Origin of the sequence: Plesiomonas sp., assembly GCF_051652165.1 — a bacterium.
GTDB lineage: Bacteria > Pseudomonadota > Gammaproteobacteria > Enterobacterales > CAMTGL01 > Plesiomonas.
Genome location: NZ_JBOFTR010000004.1, coordinates 220,728 through 243,519 on the forward strand (window position 1 = coordinate 220,728; position 22,792 = coordinate 243,519).

At 42.3% G+C, this 22,792-nt stretch carries 17 protein-coding genes; 14 read left to right on the plus strand and 3 right to left on the minus strand.

What is annotated here, in order from left to right; translation table 11 throughout:
* The first annotated feature begins 32 nt into the window (after positions 1-32).
* The 6 genes from ACRC53_RS03475 to ACRC53_RS03500 all read left to right on the plus strand — a co-directional run bounded on the left by ACRC53_RS03475 (position 33) and on the right by ACRC53_RS03500 (position 6,745).
* Positions 33-896, plus strand: coding sequence for a carboxylate/amino acid/amine transporter (locus ACRC53_RS03475; protein ID WP_438642173.1), 864 nt, complete (start codon positions 33-35; stop codon positions 894-896).
* A gap of 161 nt (positions 897-1,057) precedes the next feature.
* The gene (locus ACRC53_RS03480) at positions 1,058-2,341 is read left to right on the plus strand and encodes a PqiA/YebS family transporter subunit (RefSeq protein ID WP_438642174.1); all 1,284 of its coding nucleotides are present in this window, start codon (positions 1,058-1,060) and stop codon (positions 2,339-2,341) included.
* Positions 2,331-3,968, plus strand: a complete 1,638-nt coding sequence (pqiB, locus tag ACRC53_RS03485; protein ID WP_438642175.1) for an intermembrane transport protein PqiB — start codon at positions 2,331-2,333, stop codon at positions 3,966-3,968. The genes ACRC53_RS03480 and pqiB overlap by 11 nt, the downstream gene beginning before the upstream one ends.
* Before the next feature lies 1 nt (position 3,969).
* Complete coding sequence (locus ACRC53_RS03490) at positions 3,970-4,605, plus strand: ABC-type transport auxiliary lipoprotein family protein (RefSeq protein ID WP_438642176.1); 636 nt, start codon at positions 3,970-3,972, stop codon at positions 4,603-4,605.
* Between the two features lie 135 nt (positions 4,606-4,740).
* Positions 4,741-5,508: a 7-alpha-hydroxysteroid dehydrogenase gene (gene hdhA / locus ACRC53_RS03495; protein WP_438642177.1), complete on the plus strand. Its 768-nt coding sequence runs from the start codon at positions 4,741-4,743 to the stop codon at positions 5,506-5,508.
* Positions 5,509-5,713: 205 nt separating this feature from the next.
* Complete coding sequence (locus tag ACRC53_RS03500; protein WP_438642178.1) at positions 5,714-6,745, plus strand: lipoate--protein ligase; 1,032 nt, start codon at positions 5,714-5,716, stop codon at positions 6,743-6,745.
* Positions 6,746-6,833: 88 nt separating this feature from the next.
* Here ACRC53_RS03500 and metG read toward each other — a convergent pair whose 3' ends face one another.
* The gene (metG, locus tag ACRC53_RS03505; RefSeq protein WP_438642179.1) at positions 6,834-8,879 is read right to left on the minus strand and encodes a methionine--tRNA ligase; all 2,046 of its coding nucleotides are present in this window, start codon (positions 8,877-8,879) and stop codon (positions 6,834-6,836) included.
* Between the two features lie 169 nt (positions 8,880-9,048).
* On the opposite strand from metG, the gene apbC reads away from it, so the two are divergent.
* The 6 genes from apbC to ACRC53_RS03535 all read left to right on the plus strand — a co-directional run bounded on the left by apbC (position 9,049) and on the right by ACRC53_RS03535 (position 15,843).
* On the plus strand, positions 9,049-10,161 hold the full coding sequence (gene apbC, locus ACRC53_RS03510) for an iron-sulfur cluster carrier protein ApbC (protein ID WP_438642180.1): 1,113 nt from the start codon (positions 9,049-9,051) through the stop codon (positions 10,159-10,161).
* A 101-nt stretch (positions 10,162-10,262) separates the two neighbouring features.
* Positions 10,263-10,907 carry a uridine kinase gene (gene udk, locus ACRC53_RS03515; RefSeq protein WP_438642181.1) on the plus strand — a complete coding sequence of 215 codons (645 nt, stop codon included), beginning with the start codon at positions 10,263-10,265 and terminating at the stop codon, positions 10,905-10,907.
* Between the two features lie 185 nt (positions 10,908-11,092).
* Positions 11,093-11,674, plus strand: a complete 582-nt coding sequence (dcd, locus tag ACRC53_RS03520; protein WP_438642182.1) for a dCTP deaminase — start codon at positions 11,093-11,095, stop codon at positions 11,672-11,674.
* 34 nt (positions 11,675-11,708) lie between these two features.
* Positions 11,709-13,604: an AsmA family protein gene (locus tag ACRC53_RS03525; protein ID WP_438642183.1), complete on the plus strand. Its 1,896-nt coding sequence runs from the start codon at positions 11,709-11,711 to the stop codon at positions 13,602-13,604.
* A gap of 111 nt (positions 13,605-13,715) precedes the next feature.
* On the plus strand, positions 13,716-14,819 hold the full coding sequence (locus ACRC53_RS03530; RefSeq protein ID WP_438642184.1) for an anhydro-N-acetylmuramic acid kinase: 1,104 nt from the start codon (positions 13,716-13,718) through the stop codon (positions 14,817-14,819).
* 220 nt (positions 14,820-15,039) lie between these two features.
* Positions 15,040-15,843, plus strand: coding sequence for a hypothetical protein (locus ACRC53_RS03535; RefSeq protein WP_438642185.1), 804 nt, complete (start codon positions 15,040-15,042; stop codon positions 15,841-15,843).
* 249 nt (positions 15,844-16,092) lie between these two features.
* Here ACRC53_RS03535 and rne read toward each other — a convergent pair whose 3' ends face one another.
* Complete coding sequence (gene rne / locus ACRC53_RS03540; protein WP_438642186.1) at positions 16,093-19,926, minus strand: ribonuclease E; 3,834 nt, start codon at positions 19,924-19,926, stop codon at positions 16,093-16,095.
* Positions 19,927-20,416: 490 nt separating this feature from the next.
* Between rne and rluC the strand changes: the two genes are divergently transcribed.
* The gene (rluC, locus tag ACRC53_RS03545; RefSeq protein WP_438642187.1) at positions 20,417-21,379 is read left to right on the plus strand and encodes a 23S rRNA pseudouridine(955/2504/2580) synthase RluC; all 963 of its coding nucleotides are present in this window, start codon (positions 20,417-20,419) and stop codon (positions 21,377-21,379) included.
* Positions 21,380-21,528: 149 nt separating this feature from the next.
* Here the strand turns inward: rluC and ACRC53_RS03550 are convergent, their stop codons facing one another.
* A complete protein-coding gene (locus tag ACRC53_RS03550; RefSeq protein ID WP_438642188.1) occupies positions 21,529-22,122 on the minus strand; it encodes a Maf family protein in 594 nt (197 codons plus the stop codon).
* A 144-nt stretch (positions 22,123-22,266) separates the two neighbouring features.
* On the opposite strand from ACRC53_RS03550, the gene yceD reads away from it, so the two are divergent.
* Positions 22,267-22,788, plus strand: coding sequence for a 23S rRNA accumulation protein YceD (yceD, locus tag ACRC53_RS03555; RefSeq protein ID WP_438642189.1), 522 nt, complete (start codon positions 22,267-22,269; stop codon positions 22,786-22,788).
* The last annotated feature ends 4 nt before the right edge of the window (positions 22,789-22,792 follow it).

The window sequence follows — 22,792 nt, forward strand, 5'->3', positions numbered from 1 at the left end:
CCGCTTTTTCTTTTAACTTGCGGAATATGGGCGTGCAATTACTTATCTTAACCACAATATTGTGGGGGTTATCTTTCAGTCTGATAGGGGTATATCTCTCAGGACAAGTAGATGCATGGTTTTGTGTCTTAATGCGTGTCGTTTTGGCACTAGTTGTCATGTTGCCATTTTTGCGCCCACGCTTAATCAATTGGCAGCAAAAAATAGTTTTAATGCTATTAGGGGCTTGCCAGTTAGGGGTCATGTACTTATTTTACTATCACGCGTTTTTACTGCTTAGTGTGCCAGAGGTGGTGCTTTTTACGGTACTTACGCCACTTTATGTCACCTTAATCTATGATATTTTGCAAAAGCAGTTTATGTCAGGATATCTCATTAGTGCATTACTGGCTGTTATCGGTGCTTTAGTTATTCGCTATGATGCGGTAAGTCAGCAGTTTATTGCCGGTTTTTTAGTGGTGCAGGCTGCTAATGTCTGTTTTGCTTTGGGGCAAGTGGGCTATAAGCGTTTTATTGAAACTTTACCACGTACTTTACCACAAAATGCTATTTTTGGTTGGTTTTACCTAGGGGCAACACTTGTTGCTGTATTCGCCTTTTTCCTGTTTGGTGATATTCAAAAACTGCCGACAACACACGTACAATGGGGCGTATTACTGTGGCTTGGGCTAGTAGCGTCTGGTGTTGGGTATTTCATGTGGAATAAAGGTGCAACGCAAGTTGATACTGGTACGTTAGCTGTTATGAATAATGCACTTATCCCTGCTGGTTTGTTAATTAATTTTGCAGTATGGAATCACCACCCAGATTGGATTCGCTTAATCATTGGTGGTGGTATTATTTTGCTCTCTTTACGTGTGAATACCTATTTCCGGCAAACAAAGTGTCATCGTTAACAGATATATTACGATATTGCACATACTGTTTCTAGATTTATCACATTTAGGGGGAATTGTATCTGCGTATGACCGCACAATAAAGCCCAAAAAAGAGGTGGAGTTAGTATATAATTGTTTACTTCACCAAAATATATATTTGACTACAGTGATTGACTACAGTGAAAGATGACACCTACTCAGAGGCTTCTCTTACGCCGATGCCCGTTGTGCAGATGATTTGTCATCAGTGCGATTTGGTAGTGAATGTACCTGAGCTCACTTCAGGCTCTCGGTGTGATTGCCCGCGTTGCCATGCTGAAATTGTTTCTCGGCATCCTGAACCTGCATTACGACCTGCTATTTTTGCACTTAGCAGTTTAATTATGTTGCTAATGGCCAATTTGTATCCGTTTATTACCATGCAAGCGGTCGGTAATACAAATACAATATTATTTATTCAGGCTGGAACCGTTTTATTTAATGAGCATTACCAATTGCTGTCATTAATTATTTTATTAATGATTCAAGGTATACCTGCTTTTTGTATGGGGCTTATTATCTATCTTTCGTTGGCTATAAGGTTTAAATTTTTACCTGCGAAAGTTTTTTTATCCCGTACTTTGTTTATGCTGATGCCATGGTGCATGGTTGAAATATTTTTAATTGGAATACTGGTTAGTTTTGTTAAATTAGTCTCATTAGCCGATATTAGTTTAGATCTCAGTTTTTGGGCATTTTGCCTATTTTGTGTATTTCAAATTAGATCGTTTCAGCAATTAGATAAAGAGTGGTTATGGAGTGCTATTCAGCCGACTAAAAAAGTCAAACCATTAATTGCTGGTCAATCTGGGTTATCACAACAAGTTAAAGTGTGCCGTTGTTGTTCTCAGATCATGCCATTAAGTGAAAAAAATTGTCCTCGTTGTAATTCTCGGGTTTATGCGCGCACCCCCTTTAGCTTACAAATTACATTAGCATTATTGCTAACATCAGTTGTGTTATATATTCCAGCGAATTTATTACCGATGATGGTCACAGAGAGTTTAGGCAATGCCTCATATTCTACTATTATGGAAGGGGTGCTTTTACTGTGGGGAATGAAATCTTACCCTGTTGCTGTGGTTATTTTTATTGCCAGTATATTGGTTCCTTTAAGTAAAATGTTAACAATGTTTTGGTTATGCTGGGCTGCATCACGCCCAGACACTCAACATAAAGGCACGCAACACTGGCTTTACGAAATGGTTGAGAGCATTGGTCGATGGTCCATGGTTGATATTTTTGTTATTGCTATTTTAGTAGCATTGGTTCGTATCGGGCGTTTGATGAGTATTTATCCGGGTATGGGGGCAATGCTGTTTGCGGGTGTGGTGATAATGACCATGTTAGCGGCATTGGCTTTTGATCCTAGACTGTTTTGGGATTCCTCTTCTCGTTCACAGGAGTTAAACCGTGAGTCATAATAGTGAGTCTGAGGCTCAAGTAAAAAAAATAAAACAATTATCGCCAGTGTGGATTGTTCCTATCGTAGCGATCTTGATTGGTTTATGGATGGTATATTACACGTTCAGTAATCAAGGCCCATTAATTACCTTTACAGCCAATAATGCTGAAGGCATTGTGGCAGGAAAAACTGAAATACAAAGTCGTAGTGTAAAAGTTGGTACAGTACAAACTGTTAAACTTGCTTCTGATTTAAAGCATGTAATTATTACAGCCCGCTTAAATCCGGGTACAGAGAATATGCTAAATGATCAAAGTCAATTTTGGGTTGTTAAACCTGAAATTGGCCGTGAAGGGGTTACAGGGTTAGGCACTCTACTTTCGGGTGCGTATATTGAATTAAAAACCGGTAATAGTGCAAAGCCTGCACGTGATTTTACATTATTAGATACACCACCCATTGCACCTGCTGATGCACCTGGTTTACGTATTGAGTTAATGAGTGACGATGCATCAAGCTTAACGGTAGGTGATGTTGTGTTGTACCGTGGTTATCCAGTCGGTACTGTTGAACAGAGTCAATTTGATCTCAAAGCACGTAAAATGCGTTATCAACTGTTTATTAATGCACCTTATGACAGTTTAGTGACCAGTAATGTGCGTTTTTGGAAATCAAGTGGTGTATCGGTTGACCTGTCAGCACAGGGTTTCCGTGTTGATATGGCATCACTAAGTTCACTGGTGAGTGGTGGGGTGAGCTTTGAAGTTCCTACAGGCTGGCCTTTAGGGGAGTCTATCCCACAAAATACCTCTTTTGAATTGTATGCAAACAAGCAAAGTATTACACAAGGCTTATACGATAAATTTATTCCTTATGTGTTGTTCTTTAATGAGTCAGTTCGTGGGTTAAGTGCTGGTGCTCCTGTTGAGTATCGAGGTGTACGTATTGGTACAGTAATGAGCGTACCGTATAACTTTGATAATAAGTTGAAGTTAGCAGAGACAGGCGGTGGGATCCCTGTATTGATCCGTTTGGAAGTTGGGCGTTTGCCTGATCGCTTAACGATACCTGAATTACGTTCAGACATTAATATGGCGATTAAACAGGGCATGCGAGCGATGTTAAAAACAGGCAACTTGCTCACAGGCCAGTTATTTGTTGATTTAAACATGGTAGAAAATGCACCTAAAATAACCTTGCATAAAGATATTGATGGTATTCAGGTTATGCCAACGGTTGCAGGTGGATTTAGCTCTATCGAGATTAAAGTGCAACAAGTGCTAGATAAGCTCAATAAATTACCTGTTGAAGCGTTGTTACAAGCAACAACTAACACAACAAAAGAGATGCAAAACACGTTACGTTCAACGTCTAAATTGGCAAGCACACTCGATAAATTGGCAACACAAGCCAATAATGAGCAATTGCCAAAAGAGCTACGTGTAACATTGAGCGAATTGCAGCAAACACTGAAAAGCTTAAATCCAGGCTCACCAGTTTATGATCGCTTGAATAATAATCTGCAATCACTTGATAAAGTGCTGCGTGATACTCAGCCAGTAATACAAAAGATTAATCAAAAACCGAACTCATTGATATTTGGATCTTCTTCGGTAGCTGATCCTGAACCTAAGAAGGCAAGATAACATGATTGAGAATTGGAAAGGGTTGATGATGAAAAAGTGGGTGGTAGCTTGTACATTCCTACTCTCTGCCTGTAGCAGTACACCAGATATTGCTTACTATCAGTTAGCGGTAAAGCCTGCAGCGACCAAAATAGAACAGCAAAGTAATAATGTATTGTTAGTGAACCCTGTTTCTGTCGCGGATTATTTGGCAGGCCCTGGTATTGCTTACCAAACAAACGATATTGAGATGGTAGTAACACAGCAAAACTTATGGGTAGATAACTTATCTGCGCAGTTAACACGGACTTTAGCGGCAACGTTAACGACGCAACTTCCACAATGGCAGGTTGCATCAAACACAACGTTAACCACGCCATGGCAATTGAGCGTGCAAGTTGATCGTTTCCAAGGGCGTTACGATGGTACTGTGCTGATCAGTGGTCGTTGGACACTGACGCATAATAATCAACATTGGCAACAAAGTTTTGTGCAAACTTTGCCACAGCAAAAAGATGGTTATGCTGACATGGTTCGTGTAATGAGTGCGGGTTGGCAGGCACAAGCTGTTGATATTGCAAAATATATACAAACATTAGATGTAATGCCTCGTTCAGAAAACGGTACAACACCACCGTTTCGGATCACGCAGCAGTAATATGCTAATGTGGGATATATATCCCTAAGTTTATATTTAGATACATTTACACTTATCAATGCGCATAATTCGCCACATCTGGCAGATTATGCGCATTTATTATAATGAAGTAGATATCTAATATGAGATAAGCATATGTCGATCGAAAAAGTATTTAGACTAGATGGTGATGTTGCCATTATTACTGGCGCTGGGGCAGGTATAGGCCAAGCCATTGCATCTGTGTTTGCTGATGCAGGTGCAGCAGTCGTGATCTCTGATATTGATTTAAAAACAGCACAAAGTGTGGCTGATGAAATTATCGGTACGGGTGGTCAAGCTATTGCAGTTGCTTGTGATATTACCCAAGAGTCTGATCTGAATGCATTGATTGAAAAGACATTGCAAGCATTCGGAAAAATTACGTTATTAGTTAATAATGCAGGTGGTGGTGGGCCAAAACCCTTTGATATGCCAATGCATGATTTTGAGCGAGCTTATCAGCTCAATGTATTCCCTGCATTTAGGTTATGTCAGTTGTGTGCACCACACATGGCGGATAACGGTGGTGGTTCGGTAGTGAATATCACCTCAATGGCTGGTGAGAACATTAATAGCAATATGGCTTCATATGCCTCATCAAAAGCAGCTCTGAATCATCTAACGCGCAATATCGCGTTTGATTTGGGTGCACACGGCATTCGTGTTAATGCTATTGCACCTGGTGCAGTACGCACTCATGCATTATCAACGGTGTTAACCGAAGAAATTGAGTATCAAATGCTGAAAAAAACCCCACTAGGGCGTTTAGGTCTACCTTCAGATATCGCATATGCGGCGCTGTTTTTAGCCTCTGCTGGTGCGGCATGGGTTAGTGGCCAAGTGCTGACCGTCAGTGGTGGTGGTTCACAAGAGCTCGAGTAATTTACCAAAAGCATGTTTAGTTGGCAGCTATGTTTAGCCGCCATATACATAACCGCCTTTTTAGGCGGTTTTTTACGTTTGCGGGATAGAGAACCGTTTTATAGATTGGGGATAACAGATGATATACCTGATTTTACTGTTGTCAGCAGAGGTAATCGACTAGAGTAACTGATAATAAGATAGACAGCCTATTCAAGGGGTTATCATGCAGAGCATCACACCCAAAACAGTGCGAGTTTTCATTTCACACTCGGTTGACCCTTGGTTCAACCTTGCGGTTGAAGAGTGCATTTTCCGGCAAATGCCGGCCGATCAAACCGTGCTGTATTTATGGCGCAATGCCGATACCGTGGTGATAGGGCGGGGGCAAAACCCGTGGAAAGAGTGCAATACCCGTCGGATGGATGAAGATGGTGTCAAGTTGGCACGTCGACAAAGTGGGGGCGGTGCGGTATTCCATGATCTGGGTAATACCAATTTCACTTTTATGGCAGCAAAACCTGAATACGATAAAACGGTATCAACCCAGATAATCATCAATGCACTGCATCTAATGGGTATTGATGCCAGTGCATCTGGCCGTAATGACCTAATAGTGGAAACCGCAGACGGCGAGCGTAAAATCTCCGGTTCAGCATACCGTGAAACACCTGATCGTGGTTTTCACCACGGCACGTTGCTGTTGGCTGCCGATCTTTCACGTTTGGCGGATTACCTAAACCCTGATCCTAAAAAATTAGCCAGCAAAGGCATTACCTCAGTACGTTCACGGGTGGCAAACCTCAATGAGCTGGTGGCCGGTATTGATCATGCGCAGATTTGCGATGCTATACAGCAGGCATTTTTTGACCATCATCAAACATCTGTTGTTCCCGAAATTATTTCGCCGGAACATATGCCTGACTTGCCCAACTTCGCCGATCAATATGCTCAGCAAAAAAGCTGGGAGTGGAACTTTGGCAAAGCGCCACAGTTCACGCATACACTTGATCAACGTTTTAACTGGGGTGGCATGACACTGCACTGCAATGTTGAAAAAGGTGTGATATCAGAAACACAAATATTTACTGATAGCCTAACGCCAGCCATCTTCGAGAGTCTTTCTGAGCTGTTAGTTGGCGTGCAATATAGTGCTGACAGTATTAAGCAGGCAGTGATGCAATGTGCCGCTGAGCAACCAGAATATCTGGCTGAGTTGAGCGAACTGGCAGAGTGGTTACAGCACGAAGTGCGCTAAGCGTACCTTGCGTGGCGAAATGTGCAGTAGATAAAAAAACAGCACGCAATGCGTGCTGTTTTTTTATGTTATAGCAATGAGAGAGGGGTTATTTTACCCGCTGGCCTGGTTTTGCACCTGAATCAGGGCTAAGAATAAACAGATCACTGCCGCCGTCACCGGCTGCCAACACCATACCCTCGGAGATGCCAAAACGCATCTTACGTGGCGCAAGGTTGGCGACCATCACGGTCATCCGACCTTCCAGATCTTCGGGTTTGTAGGCTGATTTAATACCGGCAAATACCTGACGGGTCTCTCCGCCCAGATCGAGTGTCAACTTCACCAGTTTATCCGCTTCAGGCACAGACTCTGCTTTTGCAATCAGCGCAATACGCAAGTCAACCTTACTGAAATCATCAATACCGATAGTCTCGCAGATTGGGTTTTTATCCAGCTCAGTCGGCTCTTTTACCGGCATTGCTGCCGCAGCCTCTTCTTTTGACTCTTCAATCATGGCATTGACCTTGTCAGGATCAATACGGTTGAACAGTGCTTTAAAGGTATTTACTTTGTGATTTAACAGGGGGGTCGCTACGTTATCCCATGTTAACGTTGTGTTGAGGAAACCTTCAGCACGCTCACTGAGCATTGGCATTACAGGTTTTAGGTAAGTCATCAACACACGGAACAGGTTAATTCCCATTGAGCAGATAGCGTGGAGATCGGCATCACGGCCCTCTTGTTTAGCCACGACCCATGGCGCTTGCTCATCCACATAGCGGTTAGCTTTGTCTGCCAGTGCCATAATTTCGCGGATAGCCTTGCCATATTCACGCGCTTCATACGCTTGTGCAATCATCTCTGCGGCATCAGTAAATTCAGCAAACAGCGCCGAATCAGCCAGATTATCTGCCAACATACCGTCAAAGCGTTTAGCAATAAAACCGGCATTTCGTGAGGCCAGATTCACCAGCTTATTCACGATATCCGCATTAACACGCTGGATAAAATCATCCAGATTCAAATCTAGATCATCAATGCGAGAAGAGAGTTTTGCCGCGTAGTAATAACGTAAACAATCTGGGTCTAAATGCTTCAGATATGTGCCGGCTTTAATAAACGTGCCGCGTGATTTAGACATTTTTGCGCCATTTACGGTCACATAACCATGCACGAAAACATGGGTTGGTTTACGGAATTGGCTACCGTCGAGCATTGCTGGCCAGAACAGACTGTGGAAATAGACAATATCTTTACCAATAAAATGGTATAACTCGGCAGTAGAATCAGTGTTCCAAAACTCGTCAAAATTGAGATCACTGCGCTTATCGCAAAGATTTTTGAATGACCCCATGTAGCCGATAGGCGCATCAAGCCAGACATAGAAGTACTTGCTCGGCGCATCAGGGATCTCAAAACCAAAGTAAGGTGCATCGCGGGTAATATCCCACTGTTGCAGGCCTGACTCAAACCACTCCTGCATTTTATTGGCCACTTCATCTTGCAGTGTACCAGAGCGGATCCACGCCTTTAACATGCCTTCAAAAGAGGGCAGATCAAAGAAAAAGTGCTCAGTCTCTTTCATGACGGGTGTTGCACCTGATACTGCAGACTGTGGATTAATCAGCTCAGTTGGGCTGTAAGTTGCACCACACACTTCACAGTTATCACCGTACTGATCTTCTGCTTTGCATTTTGGGCACGTTCCTTTCACGAAACGGTCAGGCAAAAACATACTTTTTTCGGGATCAAAAAGCTGAGAAATTGTCCGCGTTTTGATAAAACCATTCTCTTTCAATCGGCCATAAATCATGCCCGCTAACTCACGGTTTTCATCACTGTGAGTTGAATGGTAGTTATCAAAACTGATATTAAAACCGGCGAAATCTTGTTGATGCTCACGGCTGACATCAGCAATCATCTGCTCTGGTGCAATTCCCATTTGCTGCGCTTTGAGCATAATAGGTGTACCGTGAGCATCATCAGCGCACACAAAATAGGCTTCATTCCCACGCATACGCTGGAAACGCACCCAAATATCTGCCTGAATATGCTCAAGCATGTGGCCTAAATGAATAGAGCCATTGGCATATGGTAAAGCACAGGTGACCAGAAGTTTTCTTGCTGAAATAGCCTTAGCATCGAGAGACATAATAATAGTTCTACTGTTGTAGTATCAGATTTACGAATCTTGTGATGTTACCGCATCATTCTGTTTGTCGCTACCCACAGCCTATAATCAATAGGGTTGATTTGCAGATCAAATTCCCCCAACCTTGGATAAGAAAAACACCACATTCATCATAAAAGGAGTAGTCGGAGTGAGTCTTAAGTCTCTTTTCGGCGTAGAGTCGGATATTAGCGTTAAAATAGTTCCCATTTTAGATACTTTCACTCATGCAACATTATTGCAGCCATTGAGCCAGTTGCAGGCATTAAAACAAGCTAGTATCAAACGTGAAGAACTTACATTACGGCTCAATATGCCTTTTGCGTGGCAATCGGGGTTTGATGCCTTAAAAGAAGCTGTAGAAGCCCCTATCTTAGCCGCAACAGGGGCAAAACAGATCCGTTGGATTATCGAATACAATGTTGCCACACTCAAACGTGCTAATACCCAGCCGGGCGTGAAAGGTGTCAAAAATATTATTGCAGTGACATCAGGCAAGGGGGGGGTAGGCAAATCGAGCACAGCAGTGAATCTGGCATTAGCATTGGCTGCAGAAGGCGGAAAAGTAGGAATTTTAGATGCCGACATTTACGGCCCGTCTGTGCCTATGATGCTCGGTACAGAAGATCAGCGTCCCACCTCACCGGATGGGCAACATATGGTACCTGTCAGTGCGCACGGTATTGCTACCAATTCAATTGGTTATCTGGTTGAGGCCGACAGTGCCACTATCTGGCGTGGCCCGATGGCCAGCCGTGCATTGGGGCAGTTGTTGAATGAAACATGGTGGCCCGATCTTGATTATCTCGTGATTGATATGCCACCAGGCACAGGTGATATTCAACTCACCCTTTCACAGCAAACACCGGTGACTTGCGCAGTCGTGGTTACAACACCACAAGATGTTGCATTGTTAGATGCTGCTAAGGGTATTGCTATGTTTGAAAAAGTGAACGTCCCTGTAGTGGGTATTGTCGAGAACATGAGCATGCACATTTGCAGCGAATGCGGTCATCATGAGGCTATTTTTGGCACCGGTGGTGCTGCACGGTTAGCTGAAAAGTATGGTGTTGAATTGCTGGCACAACTGCCATTACATATCCGATTACGTGAAGACCTTGATCGCGGCGAGCCGACTGTAGTTGCTGCACCAGAAAGTGAGTTTACTTACATTTACCGACAATTAGCAGCACGTATTGCTGCAAAAATGTACTGGAGTGGTGAATCTATCGCCACAGAGATTGCCATTCGTAATATTAGTTAAAATCAATGGTAGCGTGATGAGGGTCAAATTTCTTATAATCATAAAGTTTGTACCCACGTCATCATTTATTTTCACGCCACTAGAGTAACCAGAGCTTCACTATGACAGAACAATCTCAGCAGTGTCTCATCATCGGTATCGCTGGCGCTTCAGCGTCAGGAAAAAGTCTTATTGCCAGCACCATTTACCGTGAGCTGTGTGAACAGCTTGGCGATGCTCAAATCGGCGTGATATCTGAAGATTGCTATTACAAAGATCAAAGCCATTTACCGATGGATGTTCGTGTTAAAACGAACTACGATCATCCAAAAGCAATGGATCATGACTTATTGTTGCAGCACTTACAGATGCTGCAACGTGGCGAAGCAGTTGATATTCCGCAATACAGCTATGTAGAGCACACGCGTAAACAAGATGCTATTCACTTTGAGCCAAAAAAGGTGATTATTTTGGAAGGCATTTTATTGCTGACCGATGTTCGTCTACGTGGTGAAATGCATGCCTCAATTTTTATTGATACGCCTCTGGATATCTGTTTACTGCGTCGTGTCAGAAGAGATGTGACAGAGCGTGGTCGTACTATGGAATCAGTGCTTGAACAGTACCAAAAAACGGTACGGCCAATGTTCTTACAGTTTATTGAACCTTCAAAACAGTATGCTGATATTATCGTGCCGCGTGGTGGAAAAAACCGCATCGCTATCGATATTCTGAAAGCAAAAATTACGCAGTTACTCAGCGAGTAAATGCTATACATCATATTGAAAGAGGCTGGCTTTTCCAGCCTCTTTTTTAATCTGCAAATAAACGTAACGGCTTATTCCTGCATGCCCATGTAGACTTTTCGACATAAATCACCGAGACTAACCGTTATGTTATCGAAATCATCTTAAAATTTAGGTGGTTACGAAATAATCTGGAGCTATTTTCAATGCGTTTATGTGATACAGATATAGAAGCTGCGTTGGACAACGGTCGAATTATCATTGACCCTCGCCCGCCTGTTGAGCGTATTAATGGCGCAACTGTTGATGTGCGTTTAGGTAATCAGTTTCGGGTTTTTCGTGATCATACTGCCGCATTTATCGATCTGAGTGGCCCAAAAGATGAGGTGAGTGCAGCACTCGAGCGTGTGATGAGTGATGAGATCGTACTTGCTGATGGGGAAGCATTTTTCCTACATCCTGGAGAGCTGGCGCTGGCTGTGACTTATGAATCGGTGACATTGCCTGATGATATAGTAGGTTGGCTTGATGGCCGATCATCGTTAGCGCGATTAGGCTTGATGGTACATGTTACGGCACACCGCATTGATCCCGGTTGGCAAGGCTGCATCGTGCTGGAGTTTTATAATTCAGGAAAACTACCCTTAGCACTTCGGCCTGAAATGTTAATCGGTGCATTAAGCTTTGAGCCATTAACCGGGCCTGCTGCACGGCCATATAATCGCCGTATTGATGCAAAATATAAAAATCAACAAGGTGCTGTGGCCAGCCGTATTGATAAAGATTAATACAGGTTAGATTGATAATAAAAATGAGGCAGGGATGAGAAAGTGGGCCATACTCGGATGTATTCTGAGTGTATTTGTAATAGCAGCATATGCTCTGTTGTTATCTATTAATACTGATCAGTTTAAAGCACTTATCACTGAGCGTATTAAAAATAAAACAGGTCAAGCATTGACCATACAAGGTTCATTACAGTGGCGTTTTTCCTATGGGCTTTACTTGCATGCAGGTAAAACCTTACTGACTAGCCCTGCCGGTTACCAAGACCCTTATATTCTTCAAGCAAAAGATATTTCACTCAATATTGGTTTATTTCCCTTATTAAGTAAACAACTGGTCATTAATGATTTGCAGCTTGGTGGTGTTACCGCCGTGCTGGAAATTGCCGCAAATGGCACCAGTAACTGGGATGCGCTTGCGCGCGATGATATTTCTACTGACAGCGAGCAGAAGCATCCGAATATACAAGAGCAAACGTTACCGGCACTATCTTCTACAACACAAGTATCACCACATGTAGCGTCAGAGTGGGATATTATATTGCGTAAAATCACCGTTAATGAAAGCCGTCTTATTTGGCGAAAGGCGGCTGATTCTGTTGTATTTAATCAGTTAAATATTGCGTTAGGGCATGCAGTAGATGGTATTTTCCCATTACAACTCTCATCTTCGATAATACTTCCTCATGATACCTTAGTCATTAATTATCAGGGGCAATTATCATTAAATGAAAACCTTAATAATATTTCCCTGAAAAAAAATAATCTGGAAATTACATTACGTAATAACATTTCGACAACAATGGCGGAAAATAAAATTATCAGTACATTTTCTGCTGAATTAAATCGAAAAGAGGGAAAAGTCACTCTCAACAATATTCACATTGATTCTCCTATTGCAAAAATCACGGGTGAGATTGTTGCGAAAACAAAGCCTGTACCAGGCTTTGTTGATATTAATATTAGTAGCCCTTATCTTGATCTTGATGCACTACTTCCGCTTTGGAAAGATGTAATGGAAAGAGTGACATCGCCGAAAATATCGCACTATCAAAATATATCGCTACAAAATGAAAATAAGAAAAATAGTGTATTTGCTGATACTGATCATATGGCTATAGACTCACAAAGTGATAGCAGCTCTAAAAAGAGTAGTCTATACCATACAGGTGGTTTTGTTACTTTAAGAGTAAATAAAATACAATGGCGAAAACAGCATTTTGATGCTCTCTTTTTTGATGCAACACTTCAACAAGGTATTGTTTCTATTGATCGGTTTAGCATGAATGGATTAGGTGGTGTACTGAAAGCTACGGGAACAATAAATTTATTGAACGAACCTAAAACATTTGAAATATCACCTGTACTAACACAAGTTGAACTTTCATCATTGCTTAACTGGGTACAAGCAGGCGTGAGTGCCAATGGGGTACTCAATATGACAGGAAAGTGGTTATTTTCTGGGTGGCCAAGTATAGATTCCAGCCATGGTTTTATGACTTTATTATTACATAACGTTGAGTTTAAAGGCGTTAATTTACCTTATTTGATCTCCAGTAGTATAGCACGAGCAAAAGGTAAAAATGTAGACAGTGAGTCAGTCATCTACCAAACGTATTTAGATAAAATGGCGGTAGATGTGAATTTTAATCAGGGTAAATTAAAAATTGCACGGATGAATGCATCAGCAAGTAAGTTTGCATTAAACGCAACTGGAAATGTTAATTTATTAACAAATCAGTGTGATTTAGCATTAAATAACCGCATTCAATTGCCAAATAACGATACACTTTTTGTTAATGTTCCTTTATATGTGTATGGTTCGTTAAAGAATCTTAATTATCGGATTGATATGGTGGAAATATTAAAGCAACAACTTCAAGAGAGTAAACAAAAATTACGCAATAAACTTAAAAATCAAGATGCATTGTAGTGTAATAAAGTAAAAGAGATTAATGCATTATAACTGAACAAAAACTATCACTTTGTCGCTCTCTGGCCTAATATAGATAACAAATATAAATTATCATTTATTTAGCGGTAGGTGAAAATGGCAAAATATATTGGGCTCATGTCAGGTACGAGCTTAGATGGTGCTGATACTGTTTTAGTAGAAACTGATGGCCAACAAGTTACATTAATTGCGGCTGATTTTTTACCGATGCCAGAAATATTGAAACAGTCAATACTTGATGTATGCCATGGGCAGGCAACAACATTGGTTAATATTGGCCAACTCGATCACCGTTTAGGGCTATTTTTTGCTGAAGCAGTACAACAATTGTTGATAAAACATCATATTTTGGCTGCGGATGTTGATGCTATTGGCTGCCATGGGCAAACAGTCTACCATGATCCTGATGGTATTTATCCATTTAGTTTGCAATTAGGTGATGCCAATATTATTGCAGCACGAACAGGTATTACAACCATTACAGATTTTCGTCGTCGTGATTTAGCACTGGGTGGTCAAGGTGCGCCACTGGTTCCAGCATTTCATGCGGCTCTGTTTGGAACATCAGCATCACGTGCAATACTTAATATTGGTGGAATCGCAAATATTACGTTGCTATCACCTCATCATCATATTACAGGGTTTGATACTGGCCCAGGGAATGTACTACTTGACGCTTGGGTGAGGTTACAAACAGGTAATCCATTTGATAATAATGCCGAATTTGCCAAACAAGGGCAGATTTGTACTGAACTATTACATGTGTTGTTTACAGAACCTTTTTTCACACTTCAACCACCGAAAAGTACAGGGCGCGAACTGTTTAATCTGACATGGCTACAACAAAAACTAAATCAGTTCCCTACGCTTTCTGCAGTTGATATTCAGGCAACACTGGTTGAGTTAACCGCTATCAGTATCACGCGCTCGCTAAATAGTCAAAACGAGATATTCAGTGAACTCTTAGTATGTGGTGGTGGTGTTCATAACCCATTATTGATGCAGCGTTTAGCCGATCATTTGCCTCATACACATGTTCTATCTACAGAACACTACGGTGTTAACCCTGATTATATGGAAGCAATGGCATTTGCTTGGCTTGGTTGGTGTGCTATTCATAAACAGCATGGAAATCTTCCTGCAGTAACAGGCGCAGAACACTCTGCTGTATTAGGCGCAATTTATTCACGTTAAAAGTGGAAAGAAATCCAGTATAAATATCTACTTTTAACATTGAGAAAACATTTACCGAATAAGATATTCCACTCACTCCATAATAAATATTTTGTCAAACAGTTTCCTTTATTTCTTACCATTTTTGCCAAGCTTATCGCGTAAGTGTAACTTGAGGGTGGTTATATTGTGGTCACTAATATGAAATATGTTTCTATTAAACAAGTGGGTGGTAGAAACAATGCTGAAGGAACAGCAACTGATTATTTCTAATCCCAGTTTAATACCTATGCACAGTTTGCGCTGGGTATTATTTGGTGATTTGGCTAGAGAACATTTTATTGCCGCATACCATTTGGCATTTAAAAACTTCTTACCATTACAAATGGAGTGGTTGGATCTTAGTGTATACGATATCCCTTTAATTGAGCTGGAAAAAGGGCTACCTGCGTGGCTGCATCGGCCCTCTGCATTAGGCTTGCGCGCTTTATTTGTTCATGTAGAAGAAGGGCATTTACAATTAATTATCACTTGGCAACGGCAATATATTACACGACAAGAAATTATTGATCTATTGTGTCAAGTATCAGAGAGTTATAACTCTACGTTATTAAATTTAAATTATAATGCTATTCATGTTTTACCACTTGTCGAGTTTCTTCAAGAAACAGATTCTCTTGCTGAATCACCAACGTGCTCAAGTGTTATTGATATAACCGCAAAGGAATATGAGCAGATACGTGCGCGACAATGTATAATATTACCGGCTGTATGGCGTTGGGCTGAACTTCATGGTTTCCATCGAGAGCAATTGCATGCCGAGTGGTTAGAGTGTGATTTAGTTAAACCAGTAGGTGTTAATGTTCAGCATTTAGCACCTATATTGAATGTTGTACTTGATAAAATGATTGAAATCTCTTTGCTTACTCTAAATGGAAAAGAGAGTCCTGAATTAACCTTGCAAATCGCGTGTCGTCATCCTCAATCTGTCTCTCTCCCACAGTTATTACAAAATCTAAAAACATTTTTGCTGGAGTTTCGATAACGTAAAAGTGCATATTATTTTTGTGATAGATAGAGCAACTAGAGATAGATCATTGAGTAACGCACAATATACAAGCAGCTTAATGACAAGATAAGAATTAGAGCCAATATAAATGTAGTGAAAAGGGTATAGCTAAATTTAGAAGCATACAAAATAGAGCTAAAATATAACGCTATTTTGCATTCAGATAAAATAAAAGCCGCATTAGCGGCTTTTATTTATAGCGAAGAGTATGAATACAATAACGTATTACAACCCTGTTTTAGCGGCAGCAGCATGTGCATGATGTGTTGCAGCTTGGCTTCCTGCTGCGCCACGCCCAGTAAACACATATGTTGGGCGAACCCATGTACTGTGTATTGGCGCTACAGGGCCACTACTGATGGCCGGAGCTTTTGCCATCACTGCACTAGAATAACCACGTGGAGGTGTTGTCTGAATAGGATTAACCTCAATAAACAGCTCTTCCATTGGCATTTCAGTGCACGCTATTTCGTTAACCACTATTTTTGTGCCGAGATTTACATCTGTGGTTGCAATGACAATATTTTCTGCAATAACATCAGTTGCAATAACATCAGTCACAATCGGCAACTCTGCAGGTGATGCATCAATAGCAGCGAATGCTTCGTGCTTATGATCAAACTCTGCAGTCGATGCGATAACATCAGCAGTAGGTGTTATTGCTACTGTATCCGTCGTCACAATATTGGCTTTTGCTTCACATGGCTTGACATTTACAGTATCAACCGTTGGTGTATATTCTGTTTCTGGTAGCAGAGCTACAGATATAACAGAATCAGTTGTTGTTACTTTTTCAGCAATCTCACTGGATATTGTCGCACTAGAGGTGGCTTGCTCAACTACCGTTTCATCAGCGGTAGATGCTGGTGCTGTGGTTATGGTTTCAGCAATACTTGGTGTTATCAGTTTCATTTGTGCATCACGAAGTGCTTTCTCTTTTGCTGCAGCAGCAGCAGAAGGTGAAATAGCTTGTGATGATGAGGATGACGCTGCTGATGTTGCTGACACAGTGTTAAATACCGGTGCGACTAAAACAGAGCGCGGTAATACGGTTTCTGTTGACGCAGTATTTGCAGCCTTAGCCGTTGAAATCGGTGTTGTGACATTCACAGTTTCAGTGACATTTGCTGATGCTAAGTGATAATCATCAGTACATGCAGCCGGTTTAGTTGCTACAGTCGATACTGCACCTGCTTGTGCAGGCGTTGTACTTACTGTTGTTGATACATCGAATGTAGTAACAATGGCAACGTCTGTTTTTTCTGTTGCTGTTACTACCCCTTGATTTGCCGTGTTTATTTCTGTGTTGAGCGTTTTGGCTTCAACTGTAGGGATGGTCGCTATTTCTATCTCTGGGGCTGGAGATTGCATTACTGCAACTGCATGAGCTTGTGCAGCTTGATTCTCTAATAACACTTCATTAGGAACAAAGGCCGCGGTTTCAGCTTGCTGAGTGGCAGTATCAACATGGTGCTCGCTCTGCTGTACAGGATATTGAATCCACACTTTCCCACTTGATAGCTCAGGTGAGAACATCGCCATAGCAAGTGGAACAGGAGAGGTGGCATGGCGACGATCGTCACGATAACGACGACGGCGTTGACCACTGACACGTAAGTGACGTGGTGAGCGACGAGAACGACGGTGGCCATCAAAATTACGATCTTGATTATCACTAGTCACAGATTCTACATCACTGTCTACAGGACTAACCGTTTCAGAAACAGCTTGCAGTACAGAATGTGACTCTGGTGCTACTGCACTAACTTCTGTCGTTTCCGTGTTAATAGCCTGCTCTGTGCTAAGATCTGCAACGGTTTCAGCGTTAACATCCGTAATGCGCACTTTACGACGTAGCTGACGACGCTGACGACGCTGCGTAACTTGTTGCTGCTTATCTTCTTCAATCTCAGTGACAGTGTTTACAACATTGTTCTCTGCTTGTGTTGCATTATCAGAAAGCGCAGATGTTTGACGCTTATCGTCTGGACGACGACGTTGTTGACGTTCAGGGCGATTGCCACGAGGCTGCTCATCACGTGATTTACGACGCTCATTACTACGATCTTGATCGTTAATAGTCGCAGTATTGTCATCGGTTTGTGCAGTACGTGGATTACGATTTTCCTGATTACGACGGCGGCGGTTATCATTATCACCGCGTTCAGGTCGCTCAGAGCGATCACCTCGCTCATTACGGTCATTGCGGTCACGGCGAGGCTGGCGATCATCACGCTGACGGTTATTACGTTGTGGTCGGCGTGGTTCACGTTGTTCAGTTTTAACCGGTTCGATTTTTTCAGATGCAGTTTTTTCACTGCCTGCAAAAATAGACTTAATAAAACCGAATAATCGACTAAAAATAGACGGAGAGTGTGTCTCATGGACACGCGGTGCTGCGGGTGTAGGAGCTTGCACCGGTAGAATGTTGACTGCTGCAGGTGTTTCTGGTGGCGTTGATAATCCAGTTAACGCAGGCGTTTCTGTTATCACAGGTTTTCGACGATCAGTATTCTGCTCTTCAGCTTCCGCCAATGCAGCTGCTTCATGGATTTGCGGCAATAAATAACTTAGAGCATGGCTCTCTTCACCTTCACGCATACGCACAACATTAAAGTGTGGCGTTTCCATACGATCATTAGGTACAACAATAACACGTACATTGTGGCGTGATTCAATCACTCCAATCGACTTACGCTTTTCGTTGAGCAAATAAGAGGCAATATGTACAGGAACAACGGCATGAACCTGAGAAGTATTGTCTTTTAGTGCCTCTTCTTCCATTAAACGCAGGATAGAAAGAGAAAGAGACTCATTATCACGTACTGTACCTGTTCCACTACAACGTGGACAGACATGGTGGCTTGATTCACCTAAAGATGGGCTTAACCGTTGACGAGACATTTCGAGCAGACCAAAGCGCGAAATACGGCCAATCTGCACACGAGCCCGATCTTGACGCACAGCATCACGCATACGGTTTTCAACTTCACGCTGATGGCGCACTGGGGTCATATCAATGAAGTCGATAACAATTAAGCCACCTAGATCGCGCAAACGTAGTTGGCGTGCAATTTCATCTGCGGCTTCTAAGTTAGTATTTAATGCAGTCTCTTCGATATCGCCTCCACGCGTTGCACGGGCAGAGTTGATATCGATAGCGGTCAACGCTTCAGTGCTATCAATAACGATAGAGCCACCGGAAGGCAAGCGTACTTCACGCTGAAACGCAGACTCGATTTGTGACTCAATTTGGTAATGGCTGAAGAGAGGTACTTCACCTTGATACAGCTTTACGCGGCTGAGAAAATCGGGGCGAACCAGTTTGATATGCTCTTTGGCTTTTTCAAAAATGGTTGGGCTATCAATCAGGATCTCACCAATATCTCGACGTAAATAATCGCGGATAGCGCGAACAATAACATCGCTTTCTTGGTGCACGAGGAAAGGTGCTTGACGCGTTTCGGCTGTTTGGCGGATAGATTCCCAATGGTGCAAGAGCACTTTGAGATCCCATTGTAATTCTTCGGCTGACTTGCCAACACCAGCAGTACGCACGATTAGCCCCATACCATCTGGCAATTCAAGTGCCGAGAGCGCCTCTTTTAACTCAGTTCGCTCTTCACCTTCAATGCGGCGAGAGATACCGCCAGCACGTGGATTGTTTGGCATAAGAACCAAGTAGCTTCCAGCAAGACTGATAAAGGTAGTCAGCGCAGCACCTTTGTTACCACGCTCTTCTTTATCTACCTGAACAATCACTTCCTGGCCTTCACGCAAAACATCTTTGATATTTGGGCGGCCATGATATGAATAATTGGCAGGGAAATATTCGCGGGCAACCTCTTTTAAAGGCAAAAAACCGTGACGATCAGCACCATAATCAACAAAAGCCGCTTCTAGGCTTGGCTCAACACGCGTGATTTTTCCCTTGTAAATATTAGCTTTTTTCTGTTCATGACCTGGGCTTTCAATATCAAGGTCATACAGTTTTTGGCCATCTACAAGTGCGACGCGCAACTCTTCCTTTTGAGTTGCGTTGATCAACATTCTTTTCATTTAGTTTACTCATTATTTTTTCGTTGGCATCAGAGTCAGCAGATACATTCAGCCTGCCAAACATTATCGACCCCGAGTCTATAGCATGACCGTCAGCCTCTCGGCTGTCGCATGCATGGGGCGCATTGATAATGCGTTGTGCACTTATTCTCTTATTCCTAGATCAAAATATCTTCTACGGCATGACTGCACATTATGAAGATATATCACCGACAATAGAGGGATGACTGCACATTCTTAAGTATAAGACTGTATAATAGTTACCACAGTCGACAGTGCTGCTACCCGTGACTCACTAAGTGCTTGTTATGCTTAACGTCTTACGCCATTGCAGCGTTATGGCAAGCAAGCAAACTTTAAAATTCCATCGGTTGCGTGCAACGACAAATACAATCGTGGAAAATCACGACATTATCCCATTCATAAAGTGTGTTAGGCAAGATTACTTTTTTACAGAAACTGAGATCCGCCTCATGCTAAAATCATTCCTATGAACGAAATTAATACAAAAGTACAAATACTGACCGTTTCTGATGATGAAGCAGGTCAGCGAATTGATAACTATTTGCGCACTCGCTTAAAGGGTGTACCGAAAAGTATGTTGTACCGAATTTTGCGTAAAGGTGAGGTTCGGGTAAATAAAAAACGGATAAAACCTGATTATAAATTACTTGCAGGTGATGATGTTCGTATACCGCCGATTCGAATGTCAGAAAAAGAGGAGGCACCTGTCTCGGCTAAACTCACCCGTGTGGCTGAGTTGTCGGATTGCGTTTTGTATGAAGATGACGGTTTGATGGTGCTGAACAAACCATCAGGTACAGCAGTGCATGGGGGAAGTGGTTTAAGTTTTGGTGTGATTGAAGGGTTGCGTGCGCTGCGCCCTGAGGCCCGTTTTTTAGAGTTAGTACACCGTTTAGACCGCGATACATCGGGTATCTTACTGGTTGCGAAAAAACGCTCTGTATTGCGTGATTTACATGAACAGTTGCGTGTAAAAACGGTACAGAAAGATTATCTTGCATTGGTACGTGGTCAGTGGCAAAAACATTGTAGAGCGGTACAAGCACCACTAATCAAAAATGTGCTGCAAAGCGGTGAGCGTATTGTGCGTGTGAGTGCAGAGGGCAAACCGTCAGAAACACGTTTTGAGATTGTTGAGCGTTTTGAGCATGCAACATTGGTGAAAGCCAGCCCAATAACAGGGCGTACACACCAAATTCGGGTACATACCTTGCATGCTGGTCATCCAATTGCATTTGATGATAAGTATGGAGATCGTGATTTTGATGCAACGCTTGCAGGAAGTGGCTTAAACCGCCTATTCTTGCATGCAGCGGCTATCCGGTTTCGTCATCCACAAACTGGCAATGAGATGATCATTGAAGCGCCGCTTGATCCAATACTAAAAAATGCCGTTATGCGGTTACGTGATAAACGCACTGAATATTAAGCGTGAGTTTGAGTACGTTGTGCTATATCTAGAATAATATATCTGTTTTTGTATATTAAATACACTATACCAAAGGTGAGGGTATTAGCCTTCACCTCTGAATATTCAATAGAATATTACGCTGATATTGATTGGTAACACATTGAAAGTTAAGAATTAATCAGTAATGGGTTTATACCTTGCTGGCACAGCATTTGTGTTAAGCTTATCAGCGGTAAACCAATTAATGCATTGGGATCTTTTCCCTCTAAACGCTCAAACAAGGTGATACCTAAGCCTTCAGCTTTAAAACTGCCTGCACACCCTAGCGGCTGTTCTTTAGCGATATACGCTACGATTTCAGCATCAGAAAGAGTGCGAAAGTGGACATGAAAAGGCTCACAACAGGTTTCAATGTAGTTTGTTGAACTGTTATAGAGCGATAATCCGGTATAAAATGTTATTATTTGGCCACTGGCTGCGCGGAGCTGCTCATGAGCACGATCGGCTGTCAACGGTTTTCCGGTAATCTGGTTGTTTAAGACACAGACTTGATCAGCACCAATAATCAGATGATGTGGATACTGTTGTGCTAATGCCATCGCTTTTTCATGGGCTAAACGGGTAACAAGTTGCTCTGCTGACTCACCGGCTTGTGCCGTTTCATCAATATCAGGGTTAGCACACTGAAACGGCAAGCCGAGTTTTTCGAGTAGCTGTTTACGAAAAGGAGATGTTGATGCAAGGATCAAATTTAGTTGCATTCTTCGCTCTGTCAGTAGATAAAATGTGCTGGCTATTTTAGACTTGTGCGCAATTTATGGCGAGTGAATGAGAAAGCACGCTTTTTCTTTGACTCCGAGTCATTACAAAGTTAATATGCGCGCCCAATGCAAAAGGTAAATCCTATGCAAAAGGTTAAATTGCCCTTATCGGTTGATCCGGTAAAAACGGCGCTAAAACGTCTTGATTACGAGGGTATTTATCCTGCAAGTGTTTTAGCTCGCGTTACCGAAGCAACGGATGGCGTGCTCAGTGATGCCAGCGTTACGCTATCTTTCGGGATAGATGAGCAAAAGTTGACCGTGGTAAAAGGGCAGGCTGAAGTGGCTGTCTGCTTAACATGCCAACGCTGCAATAAAACGTATGACAAAACTGTTCACGTAACGTTTTGCTACAGCCCTATCGCCAATGACGAACAGGCTGAAGCATTGCCGGAAACCTATGAGCCAGTTGAGTTTAATGAGTTCGGTGAGATAGACCTATTAGGGATTATCGAAGACGAGATCATTCTTGCCTTGCCACAAGTTCCGGTGCATGAACCCGAACACTGTGAAGTGTCCACAGCGGACATGGTTTTTGGTGAATTGCCTCCTGAGGCTGATAAACCAAATCCATTCGCCGTACTAGCTAGTTTAAAGCAAAAGTAATCCT